This window comes from Akkermansia sp. NBRC 115031 (genome assembly GCF_030268505.1).
Lineage (GTDB): Bacteria > Verrucomicrobiota > Verrucomicrobiia > Verrucomicrobiales > Akkermansiaceae > Akkermansia > Akkermansia massiliensis.
The window spans coordinates 331747-348609 of sequence record NZ_BSQU01000002.1 but is presented as its reverse complement, the minus strand read 5'-3'; the positions used below and the strand labels follow the sequence as shown (position 1 = coordinate 348609).

Annotated in this window: 16 protein-coding genes; 6 read left to right on the top strand and 10 right to left on the bottom strand. The window is 60.1% G+C overall.

What is annotated here, in order from left to right:
• Positions 1-160: 160 nt before the first annotated feature.
• Entirely contained in the window at positions 161-418 is a 258-nt protein-coding gene (locus QSJ36_RS04205; protein ID WP_146017890.1) for a hypothetical protein, read from the bottom strand.
• Positions 419-746: 328 nt separating this feature from the next.
• Between QSJ36_RS04205 and QSJ36_RS04200 the strand changes: the two genes are divergently transcribed.
• Positions 747-1499 carry an endonuclease/exonuclease/phosphatase family protein gene (locus QSJ36_RS04200; protein ID WP_022397657.1) on the top strand — a complete coding sequence of 251 codons (753 nt, stop codon included), beginning with the start codon at positions 747-749 and terminating at the stop codon, positions 1497-1499.
• A gap of 13 nt (positions 1500-1512) precedes the next feature.
• On the opposite strand, the gene rsmI is transcribed toward QSJ36_RS04200, so the two are convergent.
• The 4 genes from rsmI to hisI form a co-directional block, all read right to left on the bottom strand.
• Positions 1513-2214 (bottom strand): 16S rRNA (cytidine(1402)-2'-O)-methyltransferase, encoded by a 702-nt coding sequence (gene rsmI / locus QSJ36_RS04195; protein WP_022397658.1) that lies wholly within the window; start codon positions 2212-2214, stop codon positions 1513-1515.
• 29 nt (positions 2215-2243) lie between these two features.
• On the bottom strand, positions 2244-2759 hold the full coding sequence (gene lptE, locus QSJ36_RS04190) for an LPS assembly lipoprotein LptE (RefSeq protein ID WP_022397659.1): 516 nt from the start codon (positions 2757-2759) through the stop codon (positions 2244-2246).
• Between the two features lie 18 nt (positions 2760-2777).
• Positions 2778-3728 (bottom strand): tetratricopeptide repeat protein, encoded by a 951-nt coding sequence (locus QSJ36_RS04185; RefSeq protein WP_285467149.1) that lies wholly within the window; start codon positions 3726-3728, stop codon positions 2778-2780.
• Between the two features lie 64 nt (positions 3729-3792).
• The gene (gene hisI, locus QSJ36_RS04180) at positions 3793-4284 is read right to left on the bottom strand and encodes a phosphoribosyl-AMP cyclohydrolase (protein WP_102722157.1); all 492 of its coding nucleotides are present in this window, start codon (positions 4282-4284) and stop codon (positions 3793-3795) included.
• An 87-nt stretch (positions 4285-4371) separates the two neighbouring features.
• Between hisI and QSJ36_RS04175 the strand changes: the two genes are divergently transcribed.
• Both QSJ36_RS04175 and QSJ36_RS04170 read left to right on the top strand, forming a co-directional pair.
• Complete coding sequence (locus QSJ36_RS04175; protein ID WP_022397662.1) at positions 4372-5340, top strand: DNA polymerase III, delta' subunit; 969 nt, start codon at positions 4372-4374, stop codon at positions 5338-5340.
• Positions 5341-5371: 31 nt separating this feature from the next.
• Positions 5372-6463, top strand: coding sequence for an ankyrin repeat domain-containing protein (locus tag QSJ36_RS04170; RefSeq protein WP_285467145.1), 1092 nt, complete (start codon positions 5372-5374; stop codon positions 6461-6463).
• Between the two features lie 11 nt (positions 6464-6474).
• Here the strand turns inward: QSJ36_RS04170 and QSJ36_RS04165 are convergent, their stop codons facing one another.
• Complete coding sequence (locus QSJ36_RS04165; RefSeq protein WP_285467143.1) at positions 6475-6993, bottom strand: DNA-deoxyinosine glycosylase; 519 nt, start codon at positions 6991-6993, stop codon at positions 6475-6477.
• A gap of 12 nt (positions 6994-7005) precedes the next feature.
• Positions 7006-7719 carry a hypothetical protein gene (locus QSJ36_RS04160; RefSeq protein WP_102729004.1) on the bottom strand — a complete coding sequence of 238 codons (714 nt, stop codon included), beginning with the start codon at positions 7717-7719 and terminating at the stop codon, positions 7006-7008.
• Positions 7720-8071: 352 nt separating this feature from the next.
• Here QSJ36_RS04160 and carB point away from each other — a divergent pair, with 352 nt between their 5' ends.
• Positions 8072-11266, top strand: a complete 3195-nt coding sequence (gene carB / locus QSJ36_RS04155; RefSeq protein ID WP_285467141.1) for a carbamoyl-phosphate synthase large subunit — start codon at positions 8072-8074, stop codon at positions 11264-11266.
• A 150-nt stretch (positions 11267-11416) separates the two neighbouring features.
• Here the strand turns inward: carB and QSJ36_RS04150 are convergent, their stop codons facing one another.
• Positions 11417-12163, bottom strand: coding sequence for a protein phosphatase 2C domain-containing protein (locus tag QSJ36_RS04150; RefSeq protein ID WP_180975264.1), 747 nt, complete (start codon positions 12161-12163; stop codon positions 11417-11419).
• A 365-nt stretch (positions 12164-12528) separates the two neighbouring features.
• On the opposite strand from QSJ36_RS04150, the gene QSJ36_RS04145 reads away from it, so the two are divergent.
• A complete protein-coding gene (locus tag QSJ36_RS04145; protein WP_285467139.1) occupies positions 12529-12933 on the top strand; it encodes a hypothetical protein in 405 nt (134 codons plus the stop codon).
• Positions 12934-13107: 174 nt separating this feature from the next.
• On the opposite strand, the gene QSJ36_RS04140 is transcribed toward QSJ36_RS04145, so the two are convergent.
• Positions 13108-13857 carry a class I SAM-dependent methyltransferase gene (locus QSJ36_RS04140; protein WP_102729000.1) on the bottom strand — a complete coding sequence of 250 codons (750 nt, stop codon included), beginning with the start codon at positions 13855-13857 and terminating at the stop codon, positions 13108-13110.
• Positions 13858-14187: 330 nt separating this feature from the next.
• Here QSJ36_RS04140 and QSJ36_RS04135 point away from each other — a divergent pair, with 330 nt between their 5' ends.
• Complete coding sequence (locus QSJ36_RS04135; protein WP_102728999.1) at positions 14188-16122, top strand: NAD(+) synthase; 1935 nt, start codon at positions 14188-14190, stop codon at positions 16120-16122.
• Between the two features lie 69 nt (positions 16123-16191).
• Here QSJ36_RS04135 and QSJ36_RS04130 read toward each other — a convergent pair whose 3' ends face one another.
• The gene (locus tag QSJ36_RS04130) at positions 16192-16527 is read right to left on the bottom strand and encodes a multidrug efflux SMR transporter (RefSeq protein ID WP_102727590.1); all 336 of its coding nucleotides are present in this window, start codon (positions 16525-16527) and stop codon (positions 16192-16194) included.
• Between the last annotated feature and the right edge of the window lie 336 nt (positions 16528-16863).

Below are 16863 nucleotides of genomic sequence, written 5' to 3'. Positions count from 1 at the left end.
ACCAAGAGTACTCTGGACGGGTACTATTTTGACAAGAAAGGCGCCGGGGAAGTCTATCGTCTACTGAGCAAATCACGCTAACTGTACCAAGACGCCTTTGATTCACATGACATTATCCTTTCAGCAATCCGTCTCTCCGTTCTTTTCCCAGCCAGACATTTCAACGGCCAATTCCCTGCACCGGGTTTTCCGATTTCAATGTAATCAGCTTGGGCTGGGCTGTGTATTCGCGGCCTTTTTTCACTAGGCCGCCGGCGCTCACGAGGCCCTGGAGCTTTTCATAAATCCGCAGCCGCAGGATTTCCTCACCGCCCAGGGACATGTGCTTTTGCTTCATCACGATAACGGTACGCTGGAAGATGTCATTGAATTCCAGCATGCCCGCCTCATGAAGAATGATAATAAGCTCATCAGTCACCAAATCCGGTGTCTTGCGCGAGGAACGTGATCTCCTATCCTCCAGCATGATGATAGAATACTATCATGACACACTTCCAGGCGTCAAGTTGATAAGACCTGCGTCATTTTCCGGCAGTATGGGGCAGGAAGGATATAAAAGGCGGGTGTCCGGAAACCGGATGAGGAAATTTCCCGGAGCGGGAGATGTGTTGTTGATTCGCCCATCCACGGGATTTACTCACCCGGAGGAAGGAAAGAAGCTCTGCAAGAAACGGGGGAAAGGCATGCGTATTATCTGTAATCCGGGCCGTTCGGAACAACAGGCCCTAAATTTCATTTTTGCAGGTATGAATCCGGTCATTTTCAGTCCATGCGCAGCCGCGGCGGTTCTTCTGGCTCCTTTTTCCCTGTGGGGCGGGGAAGCCACGTTCATGAGTTACAACGTAAAGAACGGTACCGGCATGGACGGCAAGCGGGATTATGACCGTACGGCGCGGGTGATTGCGGAGGCAAAACCGGATGTCGCGGCCCTTCAGGAACTGGACAGCAAGACAAAAAGGAGCGGCGGCAGGGACACTTTGCAGGAATTGGCCGTAAGGACAAAGTTGACGGGGACGTACGCCAAGGCCATTGATTATTCGGGCGGTTCCTATGGAGTCGGCCTTTTATCCAGGGAGAAGCCTTTGAGCGTGAAGCGAATTCCTTTGCCCGGCCGGGAGGAGGCGCGCGTGCTGCTGATGGCCGAGTTCAAGGATTACTGTTTTTGCGTCACGCATTTGTCCCTGACGCGGGAGGATAGCAACGCTTCCATCGACATGATTGCCGCTCTGGCCGCGGAGTGCAGGAAGCCCTTTTTCATTGCGGGAGATTTTAATTTGACGCCAGGCTCGGAACCGATAGCCCGGATGAAGAAGCATTTCATTCCGCTGAGCGATTTTTCCCAAAAAACGTTCCCTGCCGATCAACCGGCGGAATGCATTGATTACATCTGGATGTACAGGGGGAGAAAGGCGGAGGCGTTCAAGGTGGCGGAACGCAGGGTGATTGAAGAGCCTGCCGCTTCCGACCACCGCCCGGTCAAGGTGACGGTCCGTTATTAATGCCCTTGGCTCATTAATTGACGGCCCGCGGCGCATTTACGCCGCCCACCAGCAGCACGATTTCCCCCTTGGGGGCACGTTCCGCAAATTCCGCCGCCAGCCGGGAAGCCGGGCCGCGGTGGTAGGTTTCAAAGGTTTTGGTCAGTTCCCTGGCTACGCAGACGGGAACGTCCGGGTCCAGCGCCGCCAGCGCCTGCACGGTTTTGACGATGCGGTGGGGTGATTCATAAAAGATACTGGTATGGGAAGCTTCCACCGCCGCCTGGAGCATGGAGCCCTTCCTGCCGGATTTGACGGGCAGAAAGCCGCCGAAGAAGAAGGCATCCGTAGGCAGTCCGGACCCCACCAGGGCCGTCACCACGGCAGACGGTCCGGGAAGCACGGTGAAGCTTACTTCCTTTTCCTTGAGCGTCTGAATGAGGCGGTAGCCCGGATCGCTCACGCCCGGCATGCCCGCATCACTGATCACGGCAAAGCTTTCCCCGCCGGCGGCACGGGCGGCAATTTCCCCGGCGCGGGATTGCTCGTTGTGGTCGTGCATGCTCATCAGGGGCTTGCGGATTTCATAGTGGGAGAGCAGAAGCCCGGAATGGCGGGTGTCTTCACACGCAATGACGTCCACCTTGCGCAGCACGTCCAGCGCCCGCAGGGTGACGTCCGCCCGGTTGCCGATCGGCACCGGAACGAAGTAAACGCTGTATTCCACTTCCGCCATAAGCACAAATTTTCCGGAGCCGGACAGGTCTAGCCGTTGGTGAGGGTTTCCGCAATGGAGGTGGCTACCAGCCGCGCCGCATAGGAGAGGGCGTTGGTCCGGGCCGTCTGGATGTTGCCCAGGTCAAAGAATTGGCCCACTTCCTCCGCAGAGCTGGCATACAGGACTTTCTGCGTCCTGGCGTCCACCACCCGGTACTTGACGGCCAGGCGCAGGCCCAGCTCCGTACTCTTGTAGGTGTCTTCCCGGCTGGAACGCAACTGGTCGAAGGTGATGGAGTACACTTCTCCTTCCACCCGGATATCCGCATCCGCACCGGTGCTGAGCCGGTAGGTGCCGTCCCGCTGCAGTTCATCCGCCAGCGCGCCGGTCACCAGCGTGGCGGCGCGGGGTTCCAGGGAGTTGTTGGCAAAGAGGCACACCTTGACGGTCTGCGCAAATTCCAGCTTGGGCGGCTTGGTGCCGCCGAGCTGGTAGCCGCAGGAACCGGCCAGCAGGCACAGAACGGGCAGAAGAAGTTTGAAGACGTTCCGGATACGGTTCATGCGGACGTAGAGTTCCTGTTATCTGCTGGTGACGCCCAGTTTTTTCAGGCGTGCCTTCGCCTTGGCGGCGGCGGCGGGATTGACGCTGCCCTTGGAGGCCACTTCCTGGTAGCAGAAGATGGCCGCATCGGTGTCTTTCATCTTGGTAAGGTAGTATTCCGCCACTTCCAGCTGCTGGGCCACCAGCTCACGCTTCATGGCGGCCAAGTCGGAGCGGGCGGCCCCGGCGCGGGCGCTGTTGGGATAGCGCTGGAGGTAGTCTTCATACGCTTCCTGGGCGCGGGCCACATTGACGTGGTTGCGGTCGCCGTCCGCGGCGGCCTGGCGGTACAGGGTGGCTATCTGGAGCTGGGCCGTCGGGGCCAGCGGAGAGTGCGGATGGTTGTCCACCAGGTTCTGATACGCCTCAATGGCCTCCTTCATCTGGCCGCGGGCGGCCAGGTAGCTGCCCAGCACGTTCATTGCCTGCGGGGCGGTAGGGGCGTACGGGGCGTTGTCACGCACGTGGTTCAGCCATTCCGTAACGTTCTTGGGGTCCATCCGGACGTCAAACATCCACAGTACGCGGTTGGTCAACGCGCCGCTCGCCGCGCCGAAGGCCATTTCCTTCTGCCGTTCCATGGCCTGCTTGTACAGCGGACTGTCCGGGTGGCGGTCAATGAGCTTCTGGTACTGGTCAAAGGCATCCGCAGGTTCCTTGCGGGCTTCATAGAGTTCCGCCATTCTGAACCGGGCCTGCGGCGCTTCCTTGGAAAGGGGGTGCTTTTCCACCACGCGCTTGTATTTCTTGATGGCGCCGGACAGGTCGTTTTTCGCTTCCTTCGCCCTGGCTTCCTGCATCAGGGCAATCGCCTGCTGGTCCACCATGCGGACGGTTCCAGGGGGCGGGGGCGCTTCCGAAGAGCACTGGCACAGCACCAGCGTTCCGGAGACGGCGGCCATCATGACAAGCAGCTTTTTCACATTCATGACTTTACAGCAGAAAAAGAGGGCACGTCAACCCGGTGAACGCAGATTGACGCGCAAAAAAGAGTTAGTGTCCCTTGCCGTATACGGCTTCAGCATCAAAAACGACGCCGCCGTCCGCTTCACGCAGCGTGACGGGTTCCCCCTGGGGCTGGGCCTTCAGCTCGTCGCCGAAGGGCACGGAACGGTAGAAGCAGGAGTGGTGCCCGGTGTGGCAGGCTCCGGCGCCGCACTGGTCCACCAGCACGATCAGGGCATCCTGGTCACAGTCAATCAGGATTTGCTTCACTTTCTGCACGTGGCCGCTGGTCGCGCCCTTGTGCCAGATTTCCTGGCGGCTACGGGAGTAGTAAACGGCTTCCCCCAGCTCCATGGTCATGCGCAGGGATTCCGCGTTCATGTAGGCCAGCATCAGCGGTTCATGGGTAACGTGGTCCATGGCGAGGGCCGGAATCAGGCCGTTCTGGTCAAATTTGGGGGCGAATTCCACGCCTTTTTCCACATTCACCTTGCCGCGGTCGGCAAAGACAATCCGGGATGAGATGTCGTTTTGTTCCATAACCGGCCCCCTTAGTACATGAAATATCCGACATATACCAATCTTTTCTGTTGCCCTGACGCAACGAAATGTTTTCATAGGGAGCGTATGGCATTCACGGCATCCCAAGCGTTCGACCTGCTCCGCACCGCCTTCTCCCGCAACCGGCTTCCCCATGCCCTGCTCATTGTGGGAGACGAGCACCAGGGAGCCTCCCGCCTGATCCTTCAATTGCTGGAGCTGATGAACGGCATCCGGGCGGACCACCTGGACGGCGTGCGGGACGAGTATTGCCGCCTGGTGCGCCCCAAGTCCAAGTCGCGCCGCATCCTGCGGGATGACATCCGCGCGGTGGAACCTTTCCTCCAGCAGCGCGCGGCGGAGGGAAAATGGAAGATAGCCGTGTTCATGGATGCGGAGCGCATGAATGACGAGGCCGCCAACGCCTTCCTGAAAACCCTAGAGGAGCCGCCCAGCCAGTGCCTGCTCATTCTGTCCACCTCCCAGCCGGACCAGCTTCTCCAGACCATTATTTCCCGATGCGTGCGTGTCAACCTGCTGCAATCCGCGGAGTTCAGGCTCACCCCCATCCAGGAGGCCCTGCTGCCCCACTGGCTGGAGACCTGCCGCAATCTGGACAATGACCTGGCCGCGCTGGCCTTCCGCAGCAAGTTCGTGGACGTCATGACGGAGGCCAAGGCCGCCATCACCAAAAACCTGAACCAGGCCCTGAAGGATGAAGCGAAGGAAGCCGCCCAGGGCACGGATACTTCCGACTGGGAGTCCCGCAACAAGGACGCGAACACCGCCCAGATAGAGACGGAGTACCTGGAACAGCGCAACCAGGCCCTGGAATTGCTCATCAGCTGGTTCGGCCAGGCGGCCCTGATCGCCTCCGGCGCTCCGGAGGTCACGCCGATTCATCCGGAGGTGCGCACGCTGGCCGCGCAGATGCCCGTGAACGAATTGCTGAAGCGCATGGAAGCCCTTAACAGGCTCCGCGACGATTTGAATTTCAACATTCATGAAGCCCTGGCGCTGGACGTCCACCTGCTGGCCGCCGTCGGGTCTTCCTGAATGAAGACTCCCTCACCTCCCCTACCCCACTATGACCTACTACTCCCGTCTGCTGTTGTCAGCCGCCGTCTTCCTCGGCTGTTCGCCCGCCGTCCGCGCCGTCACCCCGGAAGAAGGGAGGCGCATCTACCTGGAAGCGAAGGAAGGAAATGCGGAAGCCCAGTACCGTCTGGGCCTCTGCTTCCTGAAAGGAGACGGCGTCAAGCGCAGTCCCTCCCAGGCCAAATTCTGGTTTTCCAAGGCGGCCAGGCAGGGGCACCGCACGGCGGAACGCTCCCTGCGCCTGATTCCCAAAAAGGCTCCGCTGCCCGTGGACCCCTCCGCCGACCGCGCCACCCGGGAGAAGAAGGGGCTGGAATTGTATGAATACCTGTACAAGCTGAAGGATTACAGGCCCGCGCGGGAGAGCACAACCACCTCCGTCACCATCAACGGCAAGAGGAAGTATGACAAGCTGCCGGAACAGGGAACGAAGCCGGAGCTGTCCAAAGTCAGCGCTTTCATCCGCGCCGGGGCGGACGTGAATTACCAGGGGGAGGGCATCAGGGGGGATAATTCCTGCGCGCTGGCCCTGGCGCTGGACATGCAGTTTTTTGAATTGGCGGACCTCCTGATTGCCAACGGGGCGGACGTCAATCTGGAAATAGGCCGGTCCGACGAGTATAAAAACGCCTCTTCCTCCCTTCTTTCCAGGCATTATTTCAATCCCAGGGCCCCGCAGGCAGCCTATCTGCTGGAGCACGGGGCGGACCCGGATTACGTGTGCAACGACGGCAAAACCCTGCTGATTTCCGCCGCCAGGTACGGGAATGAGGAGAGTGTCAGGTTCCTGCTGGAAAACGGTGCGGACCCCAATAAACCCAACGGCAAGCCGCGGCTAGGCCATTACAAGCCGGCCAATTCGGAAACAGCCCTGTGGGTGCTCGCGGACGTTTCCGGCCTTCAGGAAAATTCCATAAACGCCGCCGCCAAATTGTTGATTGAGCACAAGGCGGACGTGAATTTCCGCGCCAGGGGCGGGGCCACTCCCCTGGACCGCGCCATCGCCACCGGAAAGAGCAGCCTGGCGCGCATCCTGAAAGAAGCGGGGGCCAAAACCTCCAGGGAATTAGACGGCAATTAAGGCGCGGGAGCTCAGCCTTTTTTCCCTCCCTGCCGGAGTCGGGAGAGGATGACTTCCTCATAGGCGCGGAATTTCTGCTCATACGTCAGCCGCGCCGCCGCCGGGCTGGTGGAGGGCATCTGGATGATGGCAGGGGTTTCCCGGAGGAATAGTTCCGGAAAATACCGCTTGAGGTATTTATGGGAGGCGGTGCCGTTGCAGCAGACGGTGCCGATGCCGGGGAAACATTCCAGCAGGGCGGCAATGTCATTGGGCTGTTCCTGGGAGATGTGCTGGTCCAGGCTGCCGGGCCTGACGCCGGAGGCCACCACGTCCCACAGCCCCACCCCGCCCAGGTTGAGCAGGGACAGGCGTTCCCCATACGGCAAGGAGGGATCAAAATCCAGCAGGGTTCCCATGATTTTCCAGAAGGCGTTGCGCGGATGGGCGTAATACTGGGCCTGCCGCAGGGATTCATCCCCCGGCAGGGAGCCGAGCACCAGCACGGAGCATTCCGGCGTGACGGAGGGAGGGAAGGAGCATTTCTTCACGGCGGGAGGAGGTCACGGGTTCTGCATGCCTGAGTATCTGCGCACCTCCTTGATGCCCACCTCCTGCCGGAGCAGGGAGGAGAGCCACGGATGGCTTCCTACCGCCGGAGCCAGGTTGAACCGCTCCGGCCTGGTGATGCGCGTGAAGATGACGCGCCTGATTTGGGATTTGGGCACTGTCTTGGCTCCGTAGCCGTCCGGCATGTTGGAGGACCAGAAGGTGACCGTGTCCCCGCCGTCCTTCACCAGAACGGTCAGGTGGCCGGATTCCCGGCGGCCGATGTGGTCCGTCCAGAATATTTTCATGAAGTCTCCGGGACGGGCCTTCCGCCAGTCTTCAAAGTTGACGCCGGCTCCCAGCCTGTGCACCAGCACGGCCAGGCCGGGACCGTTGGCGTTCGCCCAGCCCCACGGCCCTTCGCCGTCATGCTGGCCCAGGCGGGGAATGAGGGCCAGCCACGCTCGCTCGGAAATAACGGGCTGCGGCTGGGCGGCGTCCCATAGTTGCAGGGATTTTAAAAGGAGCAGGTAGCAGGCGGAGGAGCAGAAGGAAGGGGTGGCCTCCCGGAGAAGGAAGACGGGACGGCGCGTGCGGGGGTCCCAGCGGCAGGTTTTCTGCGCCAGGGCTTCCATGGCTTCCCTGTTGGTTTTGTAGCCTCCGCCCTTCCGGAATTGGGAAAGTCCGGCGCGCAGGGACTGGTACCATGCGGCCTCACCCGGAGTCATGGCCGCACCCCGGCCTGCGGGGGCGCGTTCCGCCGCCGTCACGGCTGCCGGCCACAGCAGCCCAAGGCAGCAAATCAATATCAGAGCATTCCTCATCCTTGCCCCACAGGGTATACGGGCGGCGGAAAATATCAAGGGCGGATTGCGCGCGCAGCGCTGTACGGAAAGGGAAGAAGACCATAGCCTTTTCCCCGGAATTCCTGTTGTTTTGTCTGGACTTATCGCAGAACGTCCCTTACTGTGCGTCAGGTCACGCGCCGGGTATGCGGAGCGGAGAGGCAACGCACCTTGGGCGGACCTTGTTTCCGGTATTTATTTTTAACCACCACGGACCACATAGAGGCATCATACCATGGCAAAACGCGAAGACATCCGCAAAATCCTCATCATCGGCTCAGGCCCCATCATCATCGGCCAGGCCTGCGAGTTCGACTACTCCGGCACCCAGGCCTGCAAGGCCCTGCGCGCTGAAGGCTACGACGTCGTTCTGGTGAACTCCAACCCCGCCACCATCATGACGGACCCCGGCATGGCGGACCACACCTACATTGAGCCCCTGACCGTGGACCGCATCACGGCCGTGATTGAAAAGGAACGCCCGGATGCCCTGCTGCCCAACCTCGGCGGCCAGACGGCCCTGAACCTGGCCTCCAAGCTGAATGAGGAAGGCATCCTGAAGCAGTACAACGTGGAAGTCATCGGCGTGGACCTGGAAGCCATCGCCCGCGGTGAAGACCGTATCATTTTCAAGGAAACCATGGACAAGATCGGCGTGCCGGTGGCCAAGTCCGAACCCGTCTATACCGTGGAGGAAGCGGAGAAGGTGGCCGCCGAGCTGGGCTACCCCGTCGTGCTCCGCCCCGCCTACACCATGGGCGGCACGGGCGGCGGCATCGTGTACAACGTGGAGGAACTGCGCCAGATCGTCCCCCGCGGCCTGGCCGCCTCCCTGATCAACCAGGTGCTGGTGGAGGAATGCGTGCTGGGCTGGGAAGAACTGGAACTGGAAGTCGTGCGCGACGCCAAGGGCCAGAAGATCACCGTCTGCTTTATTGAAAACGTGGACCCCATGGGCGTGCACACCGGGGACAGCTTCTGCGTGGCCCCCATGCTGACCGTTCCCCAGGACGTGCAGGACAGGCTTCAGGATTACTCCTACCGCATTCTGGACGCCATTGGCGTCACGGGCGGCACGAACGTGCAGTTTGCCCACAACCGTGAGGACAACCGCATCATCGTCATTGAAATCAACCCCCGCACGTCCCGGTCCTCCGCCCTGGCCTCCAAGGCCACCGGCTTCCCCATCGCCTCCGTCTCCACCAAGCTGGCCTCCGGCATCACGATGGACGAGCTGCCCTACTGGCGCAAGGGCTCCCTGGAAAAGTACGAGCCTTACGGCGACTACGTAGTCGTCAAGTTCGCCCGCTGGGCCTTTGAAAAGTTCCCCAAGGCAGCCGACAAGCTGGGTACCCAGATGAAGGCCGTGGGGGAAGTGATGAGCATCGGCCAGAACTTCAAGGAAGCCTTCCAGAAGGCCGTGCGTTCCCTGGAAATCGGCCGCGCCGGGCTGGGCCGCGTGAAGAAGCTGGAAGCCCTCACCACGCCGGAACTGCGTGAAAAGATCACGTACGGCAACAGCGAACGCTTCTTCCAGATTTACGAACTCCTGCGCCGCGGCGTGACCGTGGAGGAAATCGTGAAGCTGACCCGCATCACCCCGTTCTTCATTGAACAGATGAAGGAACTGGCGGACTTTGACTTCTCCCTGGATGGCCAGGGCTGGGATTCCCTGCCCGTGGAAACCCTGCGCCAGGCGAAGAAGATGGGCTTCTCCGACAAGTATCTGGCCCAGATTTTCAACGTGCCTGAAAAGGCCGTCCGCACCCGCCGCCAGGAAAACGGCATCACCGCCACCTACCGCATCGTGCCCGTCAGCGGCGTGGAACACGCGGAATATTACTATTCCACCTACAGCGGCGCAGAGGATGAAGTGCCCGTGAACGACAAGAAGAAGATCATGATCCTGGGCGGCGGTCCCAACCGCATCGGCCAGGGCATCGAGTTCGACTACACCTGCGTGCACGCCGCTTTCACCCTGCGGGACAACGGGTATGAATCCATCATGGTGAACTGCAACCCGGAAACGGTCTCCACGGACTTTGACACGGCCAACAAGCTGTACTTTGAACCCGTGACCGTGGAAGACGTGCTGGCTATTTACGAGAAGGAAAAGCCGGAAGGCGTCATCGTCCAGTTCGGCGGCCAGACCCCGCTCAACATCGCCCAGGCCCTCAAGGACGCCGGGGTGAAGATCATGGGCACCCAGCCGGAAGGCATCCGCCTGGCGGAAGACCGCGAATACTTCCGCGAACGCATGATCGCCCTGAACATCCGCCAGCCGGAAAGCGGCACCGCCCGCTCCCTGGAAGAAGCCGTGGAACTGGGCCGCCAGATCGGCTACCCGGTGATGGTGCGCCCCTCCTTCGTTCTGGGCGGCCGTGGCATGGAAGTCATTTACGATGAAGAAAACCTGAAGCGCTACGGCGTGGAGGCCATCCAGGTCAGCCCGGAATACCCCATGCTGATCGACCGCTTCCTGGACAACGCCATTGAAGCGGAAGTGGACGCGCTGGCCGACGGCACGGACACCTTCGTGGCCACCGTGATGGAACATATTGAGCTGGCGGGCATCCATTCCGGAGACTCCGCCTGCGCCATTCCTCCCGTGACCATCGCCCCCAAGCACGTCCGCACCATTGAGGAACACGCCGCCAAGATCGCCAAGGACTTCCAGGTGAAGGGCATTCTGAACGTGCAGTTCGCCATCTGCGACGACGAGGTGTACATCATTGAAGCCAATCCCCGCGCCTCCCGCACGGTGCCCATCGTCTCCAAGGTCACGGGCATCTCCATGGCGCGCCACGCCACGGAAATCATGCTGGGCAAGAAGCTCAAGGACCTGGGCCTGAAGCCGCGCGCCTGCCGCTTCATCGGCGTGAAGGAAGCCGTCTTCCCGTTCAACATGTTCCCGGAAGTGGACCCCGTCCTGGGGCCGGAAATGCGCGCCACGGGGGAAGTCATGGGCATTGCGGACAACTTCGGCATGGCCTACTACAAGGCCCAGGAAGCCGCAGGCTGCATCCTGCCCACCTCCGGCAAGGTGCTCGTCACCGTCTCCGACCGCGACAAGAAGTTCATTGAACCCATCGCCCGGGACCTCATCTCCCTGGGCTTCAAGATCGTCTCCACCGGAGGCACCGCGGAATACCTGCGCGGCCAGGGCGTGGAAACGGAAGTGGTCAACAAGCTGCATGAAGGCCGCCCGAACCTGGGCGACATGATCACCAACAAGCAGATTGACCTGATCATTAATACTCCGGTGGACCGCACCAGCATGATTGACGACTCCTTCATCCGCATGCAGTCCATCCAGAAGAAGATTCCGTACATGACCACCATCGCCGCCGCCAGGGCCACGGTGGAGGGCATCCGCTCCGCCCAGCATGTGAAGGTATCCCCCCGCTCCCTCCAGGAATATCATTCCTGAACGCGGACGGCTCCAGCCATTTAAAAGGAATGCCCCGCATGCGTCTCCTGCATGCGGGGCATTTAATTATCCGTCCGGGCCGGAGGAGGGATGTGAAATTCAACCAGCGCCTGTTTCCGGCCCCTTTTCAGCCACACCGCCTCCGGAGAATCACGCTTCCGCTATTTCCGCACAGATCAGCGTGGCGTTATCCTGGTTGGGCGCGCCGTCACGGTTGATGCCTTCCAGCACGGACCGCACCAATTCCTCCGCGGACAGCATGGACAAGTACCGCATCCCCGCCGGGCCCAGGGAGTCCAGATAAGGCCCCACTCCGTCGCTGGCGACCAGAAGGCGGTCCCCGGGAACCAGAGGGAAGCACTCTTCCCGCAGATCCACCAAAGGCACTTCCCTCCCCATCAGGGCGGAGGTCAGGGAATGGCGGGAAGGATGGCTCAAGGCCTCCTCCCGGCTGATGGAACCTTCATCCGCCATGCGTTCCAGCTCCGCGGAATACTGGTGCAGGTCATTAAGCAGAAACATTTTTTCCTCCCGGATGAGCAGCAGAAGGGAATCTCCCACGCTGACCCAGCGCAGACCTTCCGGCCCTATCCAGGCCGCTACCAGCGTCGTGCCCATCTCGTCATCCTTCCCCCTCTTCTTCCGGACCGTACGCACCTGTTCATTGGCGGCGGTCACTGCGTCTTTCATCCTCTTGCCGGGAGACCGGTTTTCCCGCTCAAACGCCTGAAAAAAACCTTCTATAGCCGCGCGGCTGGCCAGCTCCCCTCCGGTATAGCCCCCCATGCCGTCCGCCAGGACCAGCACCAGGGCGTCATCCCCGGCCAGGATGGAAAAGGAATCCTGCTGATTGCTGCGGGCGCCCAGAATCTGGTCCCCATGCAATCCGGAAACCATAAAAGGTTCTTGGGAAAAAGGCTGCTGCGTCATGGCGGTGAGCCATCGTAGCACGGCAGGCCCACCGGGATAAAGCAAGAATAACGTGAGAGAAGAAGCCATGTCTGCATCCCGGGATGATTTTTCCGGAGTCGGAAAAGCAAATATCAATGCGGGGCCGTAGAAATCCGGACGACACGTGCCCGGAAGAAACATTCAGGCCCGGAATTGGCGCGGAAAGACAATCGTTGAATGCCGTACCCCGCCAAGGCGCTCATCACCCTCCGGAGCATCGTACAAGGGTCCGTTCTCTTCTCAAGAATGAAGCAGGGAGTTCTTTTATACTGGCGGCAGGAGAAATCTTCCTCTACCGTTCCGTTTCTATTATGAGCCTTCATTCATCCCTTCCTCCCATCGTCTGGGAGCTCTCCGGAGATCCCTGCGAAACACAGGAGAAAGCCCTTTCCAGCATCAAAAACGATACGGAGGCCTTCATCATCTGCAGCCGCGGAGACGAGTTCCTCCAGACCACATGCAACGGTCCGGAAAACTACCATTGCGAAATCTCGTTCGTCAACGGGAAGAACAGGGAACTTTACATGGCTCCCAAAGCCCTGGATTACTCCCAGCTTCATGACCTTTTTTCCCGCTACGCGGCAGGGGAGAATCTTTCCCGCCTCAACAGGGAGTGGACTCTTGACGTGAACAAAACCCGCTATATTCCCACCATCATTGTTGTTCTGGCAATCATCGCCGTCCTTGCCGCCATCATCTTTCAATCCATGAATTGAAAGAAAGCTTTCCTTTTTTCATTGCCGGACATTTCCGGGATATTCCGGCAGAAGGGCCGTTGCGGTTCCGGGCTTCTGCCGGAAGAACATCGCACTGGATGGAGGCCAAGGAAACAACCGGCAAAGGAACGCGTGAACATCCTTTTCCGGATGCAGTGCATGAACGGTGCGTCCTCAGCAGGCCCCTAAATACACCACGGTTTCATTCGGAACCGTAACACGGCCTCCCGTCTCAAACCGGTCAAACAGCCCGTTAAGGGCGTCCAGCCAGGGGGAATGGCCCTCATCCTTTTCCGTCAGGGCATAGGAGGCGGACATCATGCGGCGGAGATACTGGTCCCGCGTATAGGACAGATCATTCGGAAAGCGGAATACCCGGAAGCGGTGGTCGAAAAACTCGCCGAGTCTATCCGTCAAGTCGGCCAAGCCCCCGCTGAATCCATAAAAACGCGGGCAGTAAAGACGATGGATGTTCCCTTCCTCCCGGACAATGGGGCCGTCTTCCACCCTGGAATTCCAGATCAGGGCTATTCTGCCCTCCGCGGCCAGAATACGGCGGCATTCCCGCTTGAACGCGGCGGCGTCAAACCAGTGGAACGCCTGCGCCGCCGTTACCAGGTCCACGGAAGCGCCGGGAAGCAGGGTATGCTCCGCCGTTCCCGGCACGGAATGGAAGCGGTGGAAACCCTTCAGCACCTTCTCCGCCTCCCTCCGCATGTCATCGTTAGGCTCCACGCCGTACACGGTCCAGCCATGCTCCACCATGGCGCGGGACAGGATGCCTGTTCCGGAACCTATATCCGCCATTCGGGGATTCTCCCGGCGGGTTTCCCGCGTCAGAAGCTCAACAACGGCGGCGGGATAACCGGGCCTGCCCTGAACGTAGGCCCCGGCTTTTCCGGTAAATCGGTCAGTATTATTCATCGGGCTTTGTGAGATGGTTTACTCCTTTTCTCCCGTTTTTCCAGCTTCAATGCTGTTCCCGGAACATGAAAAGCCGCCGCACCGCGGGATTTCAGGAAAAAGGCATAAGAGCCGCTCCCGCCGCCTGGCCCGTTGAAGGCAGCCGGGTGAATACCTTTTCCTGCCGCTTCCTCATCCTCCCGGCAAACGGGCGGGATGCAGTCCCCACTGATGGCTTTACAAGTCTTTCACGAGCTTTTAGTATCCGGATCAGGCCCGCTTCTCCCGGATTGCGTCCTGATTACGGGAAAACGACCATCTGCGGGCTCCATTTTCCAGACTGCGCCGCCCATGTTCGGATATTACAGACTTGCCTCCGCCGTCCCCCAGCTCCGCGTGGCTGATGTGGATTACAACGTCGACCAGCTCATGGACGGATTCCGGAAGGCTGCGGAACAGAAAGCTGCTGCCGTCGTCTTTCCGGAGCTGAGCATCACGGGCTACTCCTGCGGAGACCTCTTCTTCCAGCCGCGCCTGCGGGAGGCGGCCCTGGACGGCCTGCGCCGCTTTGCGGAAGCGACGGAAGGCTCAGGCACCATTGCCGTGGCGGGCCTGCCCTTCCTGCATGAAGATGCCCTGTACAACACGGCGGCGGTCATCCAGTCCGGCAGAGTGCTGGCGCTGATCCCCAAAACCGTGCTCCCCAACTACCGGGAATTTTACGAAAAGCGGCAGTTTACATCCGGCAGGGAGCTGGGAACAGGGACGAAGGAGGCCAAAGTCAATGGGGCATATATTCCGTTCGGAACGGAAATCATCTTCCACGATGCAGCCTCCTCCTTCAGCTTCGGCGTGGAAATATGCGAAGACCTGTGGAGCGTCATTCCCCCCAGCTCCGGACTGGCCCTTCAGGGAGCCAGGGCCATATTCAACCCCTCCGCGGGAACGGAACTCACGGGCAAGGCCGCCTACCGTCGCGAACTGGTCAAGCAGCAAAGCGGCAGGTGCCTCTGCTCCTATGTCCTTTCCTCCGCAGGCGTGCATGAATCCACCACGGACACCGTATTCGGCGGGCATTCCCTCATTGCGGACAACGGCAGGCTGGCGGCTGAAGGCGAACGGTTCGGCAGGGAAAGCTCCCTCATCCTTGCGGACGTGGACTTTGAACGGCTGGCGGCGGCGCGCCTCTCCGAAAGCTCCTTCAATGACAGCAAATCCCTTTCCCCTGCCGGAAATGCCCTTCATCTGACGCTGCCGGCGGAAGTTCCCGCCCCCCCCGGTCTGGAATACGCCTTTAATCCGGCGCGGCCATTTCTGCCCTCCCCCGCACACCGCCCGGAACGGTGCGAAGAAATCATCGCCATCCAGACAGCGGGACTGGCTAAAAGAATGGAGCACACCGATGCACGGCGGCTTGTCATCGGCATCTCCGGCGGTCTGGACTCCACGCTGGCCCTGCTTATTTGCGAGCGCGCCTGCCGGGCGTTGAAACGCCCCGCCTCCGACATTCTGGCCGTCACGATGCCGGGCTTCGGCACCACGGACAGAACCCACGACAATGCCTTAACCATGTGCCGCCTTCTGGGCGCGGAGCTTCGGGAAATCCCCATTTCCGAATGCTGCCTCCGGCACTTCGGCGACATCGGGCACGACCCCGCCGAACGCACTACCACCTATGAAAACGTCCAGGCCCGCGAACGCACGCAAATCCTGATGGACCTGGCCAACAAAACCGGGGGGCTGGTCGTGGGAACGGGAGACCTGTCGGAAATAGCCCTGGGCTGGAGCACCTACAACGGAGACCACATGTCCATGTACGCGGTCAACTGCTCCATTCCGAAGACGCTGATACGGTGCCTCATTGAACACATCGCCGGAGAATCGTCCCCGGAACTGGCCGCCACCCTCGCGGACATCAACAACACCCCCGTCAGCCCGGAACTTCTGCCTCCGTCAGGCGACGGCTCCATTGAACAGCGTACGGAAGACGTGCTGGGGCCTTACGACCTGCACGATTTTTTCCTCTTCCACTTCATCAAATACGGGGCAGAGCCGGACAAAATCCTGTATCTGGCGGAGCACGCCTTTCGCGGCGAATTCCAGCCGGACTTCATTCGCCGCTGCCTGGGCATCTTCATCCGCCGCTTCTTCCGGCAGCAATTCAAGCGCAGCTGCATGCCGGACGGCCCCAAGGTAGGCACCATTGCCCTTTCTCCGCGAGGAGACTGGCGCATGCCTTCCGACGCCTGCGGAACAGTGTGGGAAAAATATATTTCCCACCGTTGAACCCTTCTGGAGGGCTGCTGCACGCTGACCTTCTCCGGCGCCCCGGCATGAATTGCCCTACAGGGAAGCTCAATGCCCGGGGGCCAGCTTCAACCCGATAATGCCTATCAGCAGGAAGGTGGCCGCCAGCATGCGCCAGACATTGGAGGAATCCCCGAACCACAGGATGCCCACCAGAAACGTTCCCAGCGCGCCGATGCCCGTCCACACCGCATAAGCGGTGCCGATGGGAATGCTGCGCTGGGCCAGCCACAGAAGAAAACCGCTCAGGGCCATGCTGAACACGGAGAACGCAATGCAGGCGGCAAACCTGCCGGAACCCGTGCCGGGCGCCTGTGAAAGCTTGAAGCCCAGAGGCCATCCGATCTCACAGAGACCGGCCAACACCAGATAAATCCAGGACATATATTGAAACGGGGAATCATCTTCCGTTTGCCGGCCCTCCCGAATGGGAAGAGCTCCAAGGGCAACGGATGCCTTGCAGGGTAACTGCGTCCTCCCCGGAATCAAGCCGACAAACCATCCGCACCTTGTCATACATCAAATGGATATTCCCATGAGAAAACGAGAGATTTCGATATATGTAAACAACATTCTTTAATTCTCTTTCATTCTTTTTGAGGGTGGACGCAGGCATTTTCCTATCAAGTTCTCTACAATAATACCACAAGACATGGCTATACTCTGAAATCTTCCAACTAATAGTCCTAATGATTAACAACCGGAGAGAGATACCATCAT

Bases quoted from the DNA above. Each gene is read 5' to 3' on its own strand.
- QSJ36_RS04200 (WP_022397657.1), top strand. From the start codon at position 747: ATGAATCCGGTCATTTTCAGTCCATGCGCAGCCGCGGCGGTTCTTCTG.
- rsmI (WP_022397658.1), bottom strand. From the start codon at position 2,214: ATGGCGGAAGTGGAATACAGCGTTTACTTCGTTCCGGTGCCGATCGGC.
- lptE (WP_022397659.1), bottom strand. From the start codon at position 2,759: ATGAACCGTATCCGGAACGTCTTCAAACTTCTTCTGCCCGTTCTGTGC.
- QSJ36_RS04185 (WP_285467149.1), bottom strand. From the start codon at position 3,728: ATGAATGTGAAAAAGCTGCTTGTCATGATGGCCGCCGTCTCCGGAACG.
- hisI (WP_102722157.1), bottom strand. From the start codon at position 4,284: ATGGAACAAAACGACATCTCATCCCGGATTGTCTTTGCCGACCGCGGC.
- QSJ36_RS04175 (WP_022397662.1), top strand. From the start codon at position 4,372: ATGGCATTCACGGCATCCCAAGCGTTCGACCTGCTCCGCACCGCCTTC.
- QSJ36_RS04170 (WP_285467145.1), top strand. From the start codon at position 5,372: ATGACCTACTACTCCCGTCTGCTGTTGTCAGCCGCCGTCTTCCTCGGC.
- QSJ36_RS04160 (WP_102729004.1), bottom strand. From the start codon at position 7,719: ATGACTCCGGGTGAGGCCGCATGGTACCAGTCCCTGCGCGCCGGACTT.
- carB (WP_285467141.1), top strand. From the start codon at position 8,072: ATGGCAAAACGCGAAGACATCCGCAAAATCCTCATCATCGGCTCAGGC.
- QSJ36_RS04150 (WP_180975264.1), bottom strand. From the start codon at position 12,163: ATGGTTTCCGGATTGCATGGGGACCAGATTCTGGGCGCCCGCAGCAAT.
- QSJ36_RS04145 (WP_285467139.1), top strand. From the start codon at position 12,529: ATGAGCCTTCATTCATCCCTTCCTCCCATCGTCTGGGAGCTCTCCGGA.
- QSJ36_RS04140 (WP_102729000.1), bottom strand. From the start codon at position 13,857: ATGAATAATACTGACCGATTTACCGGAAAAGCCGGGGCCTACGTTCAG.
- QSJ36_RS04135 (WP_102728999.1), top strand. From the start codon at position 14,188: ATGTTCGGATATTACAGACTTGCCTCCGCCGTCCCCCAGCTCCGCGTG.
- QSJ36_RS04130 (WP_102727590.1), bottom strand. From the start codon at position 16,527: ATGTCCTGGATTTATCTGGTGTTGGCCGGTCTCTGTGAGATCGGATGG.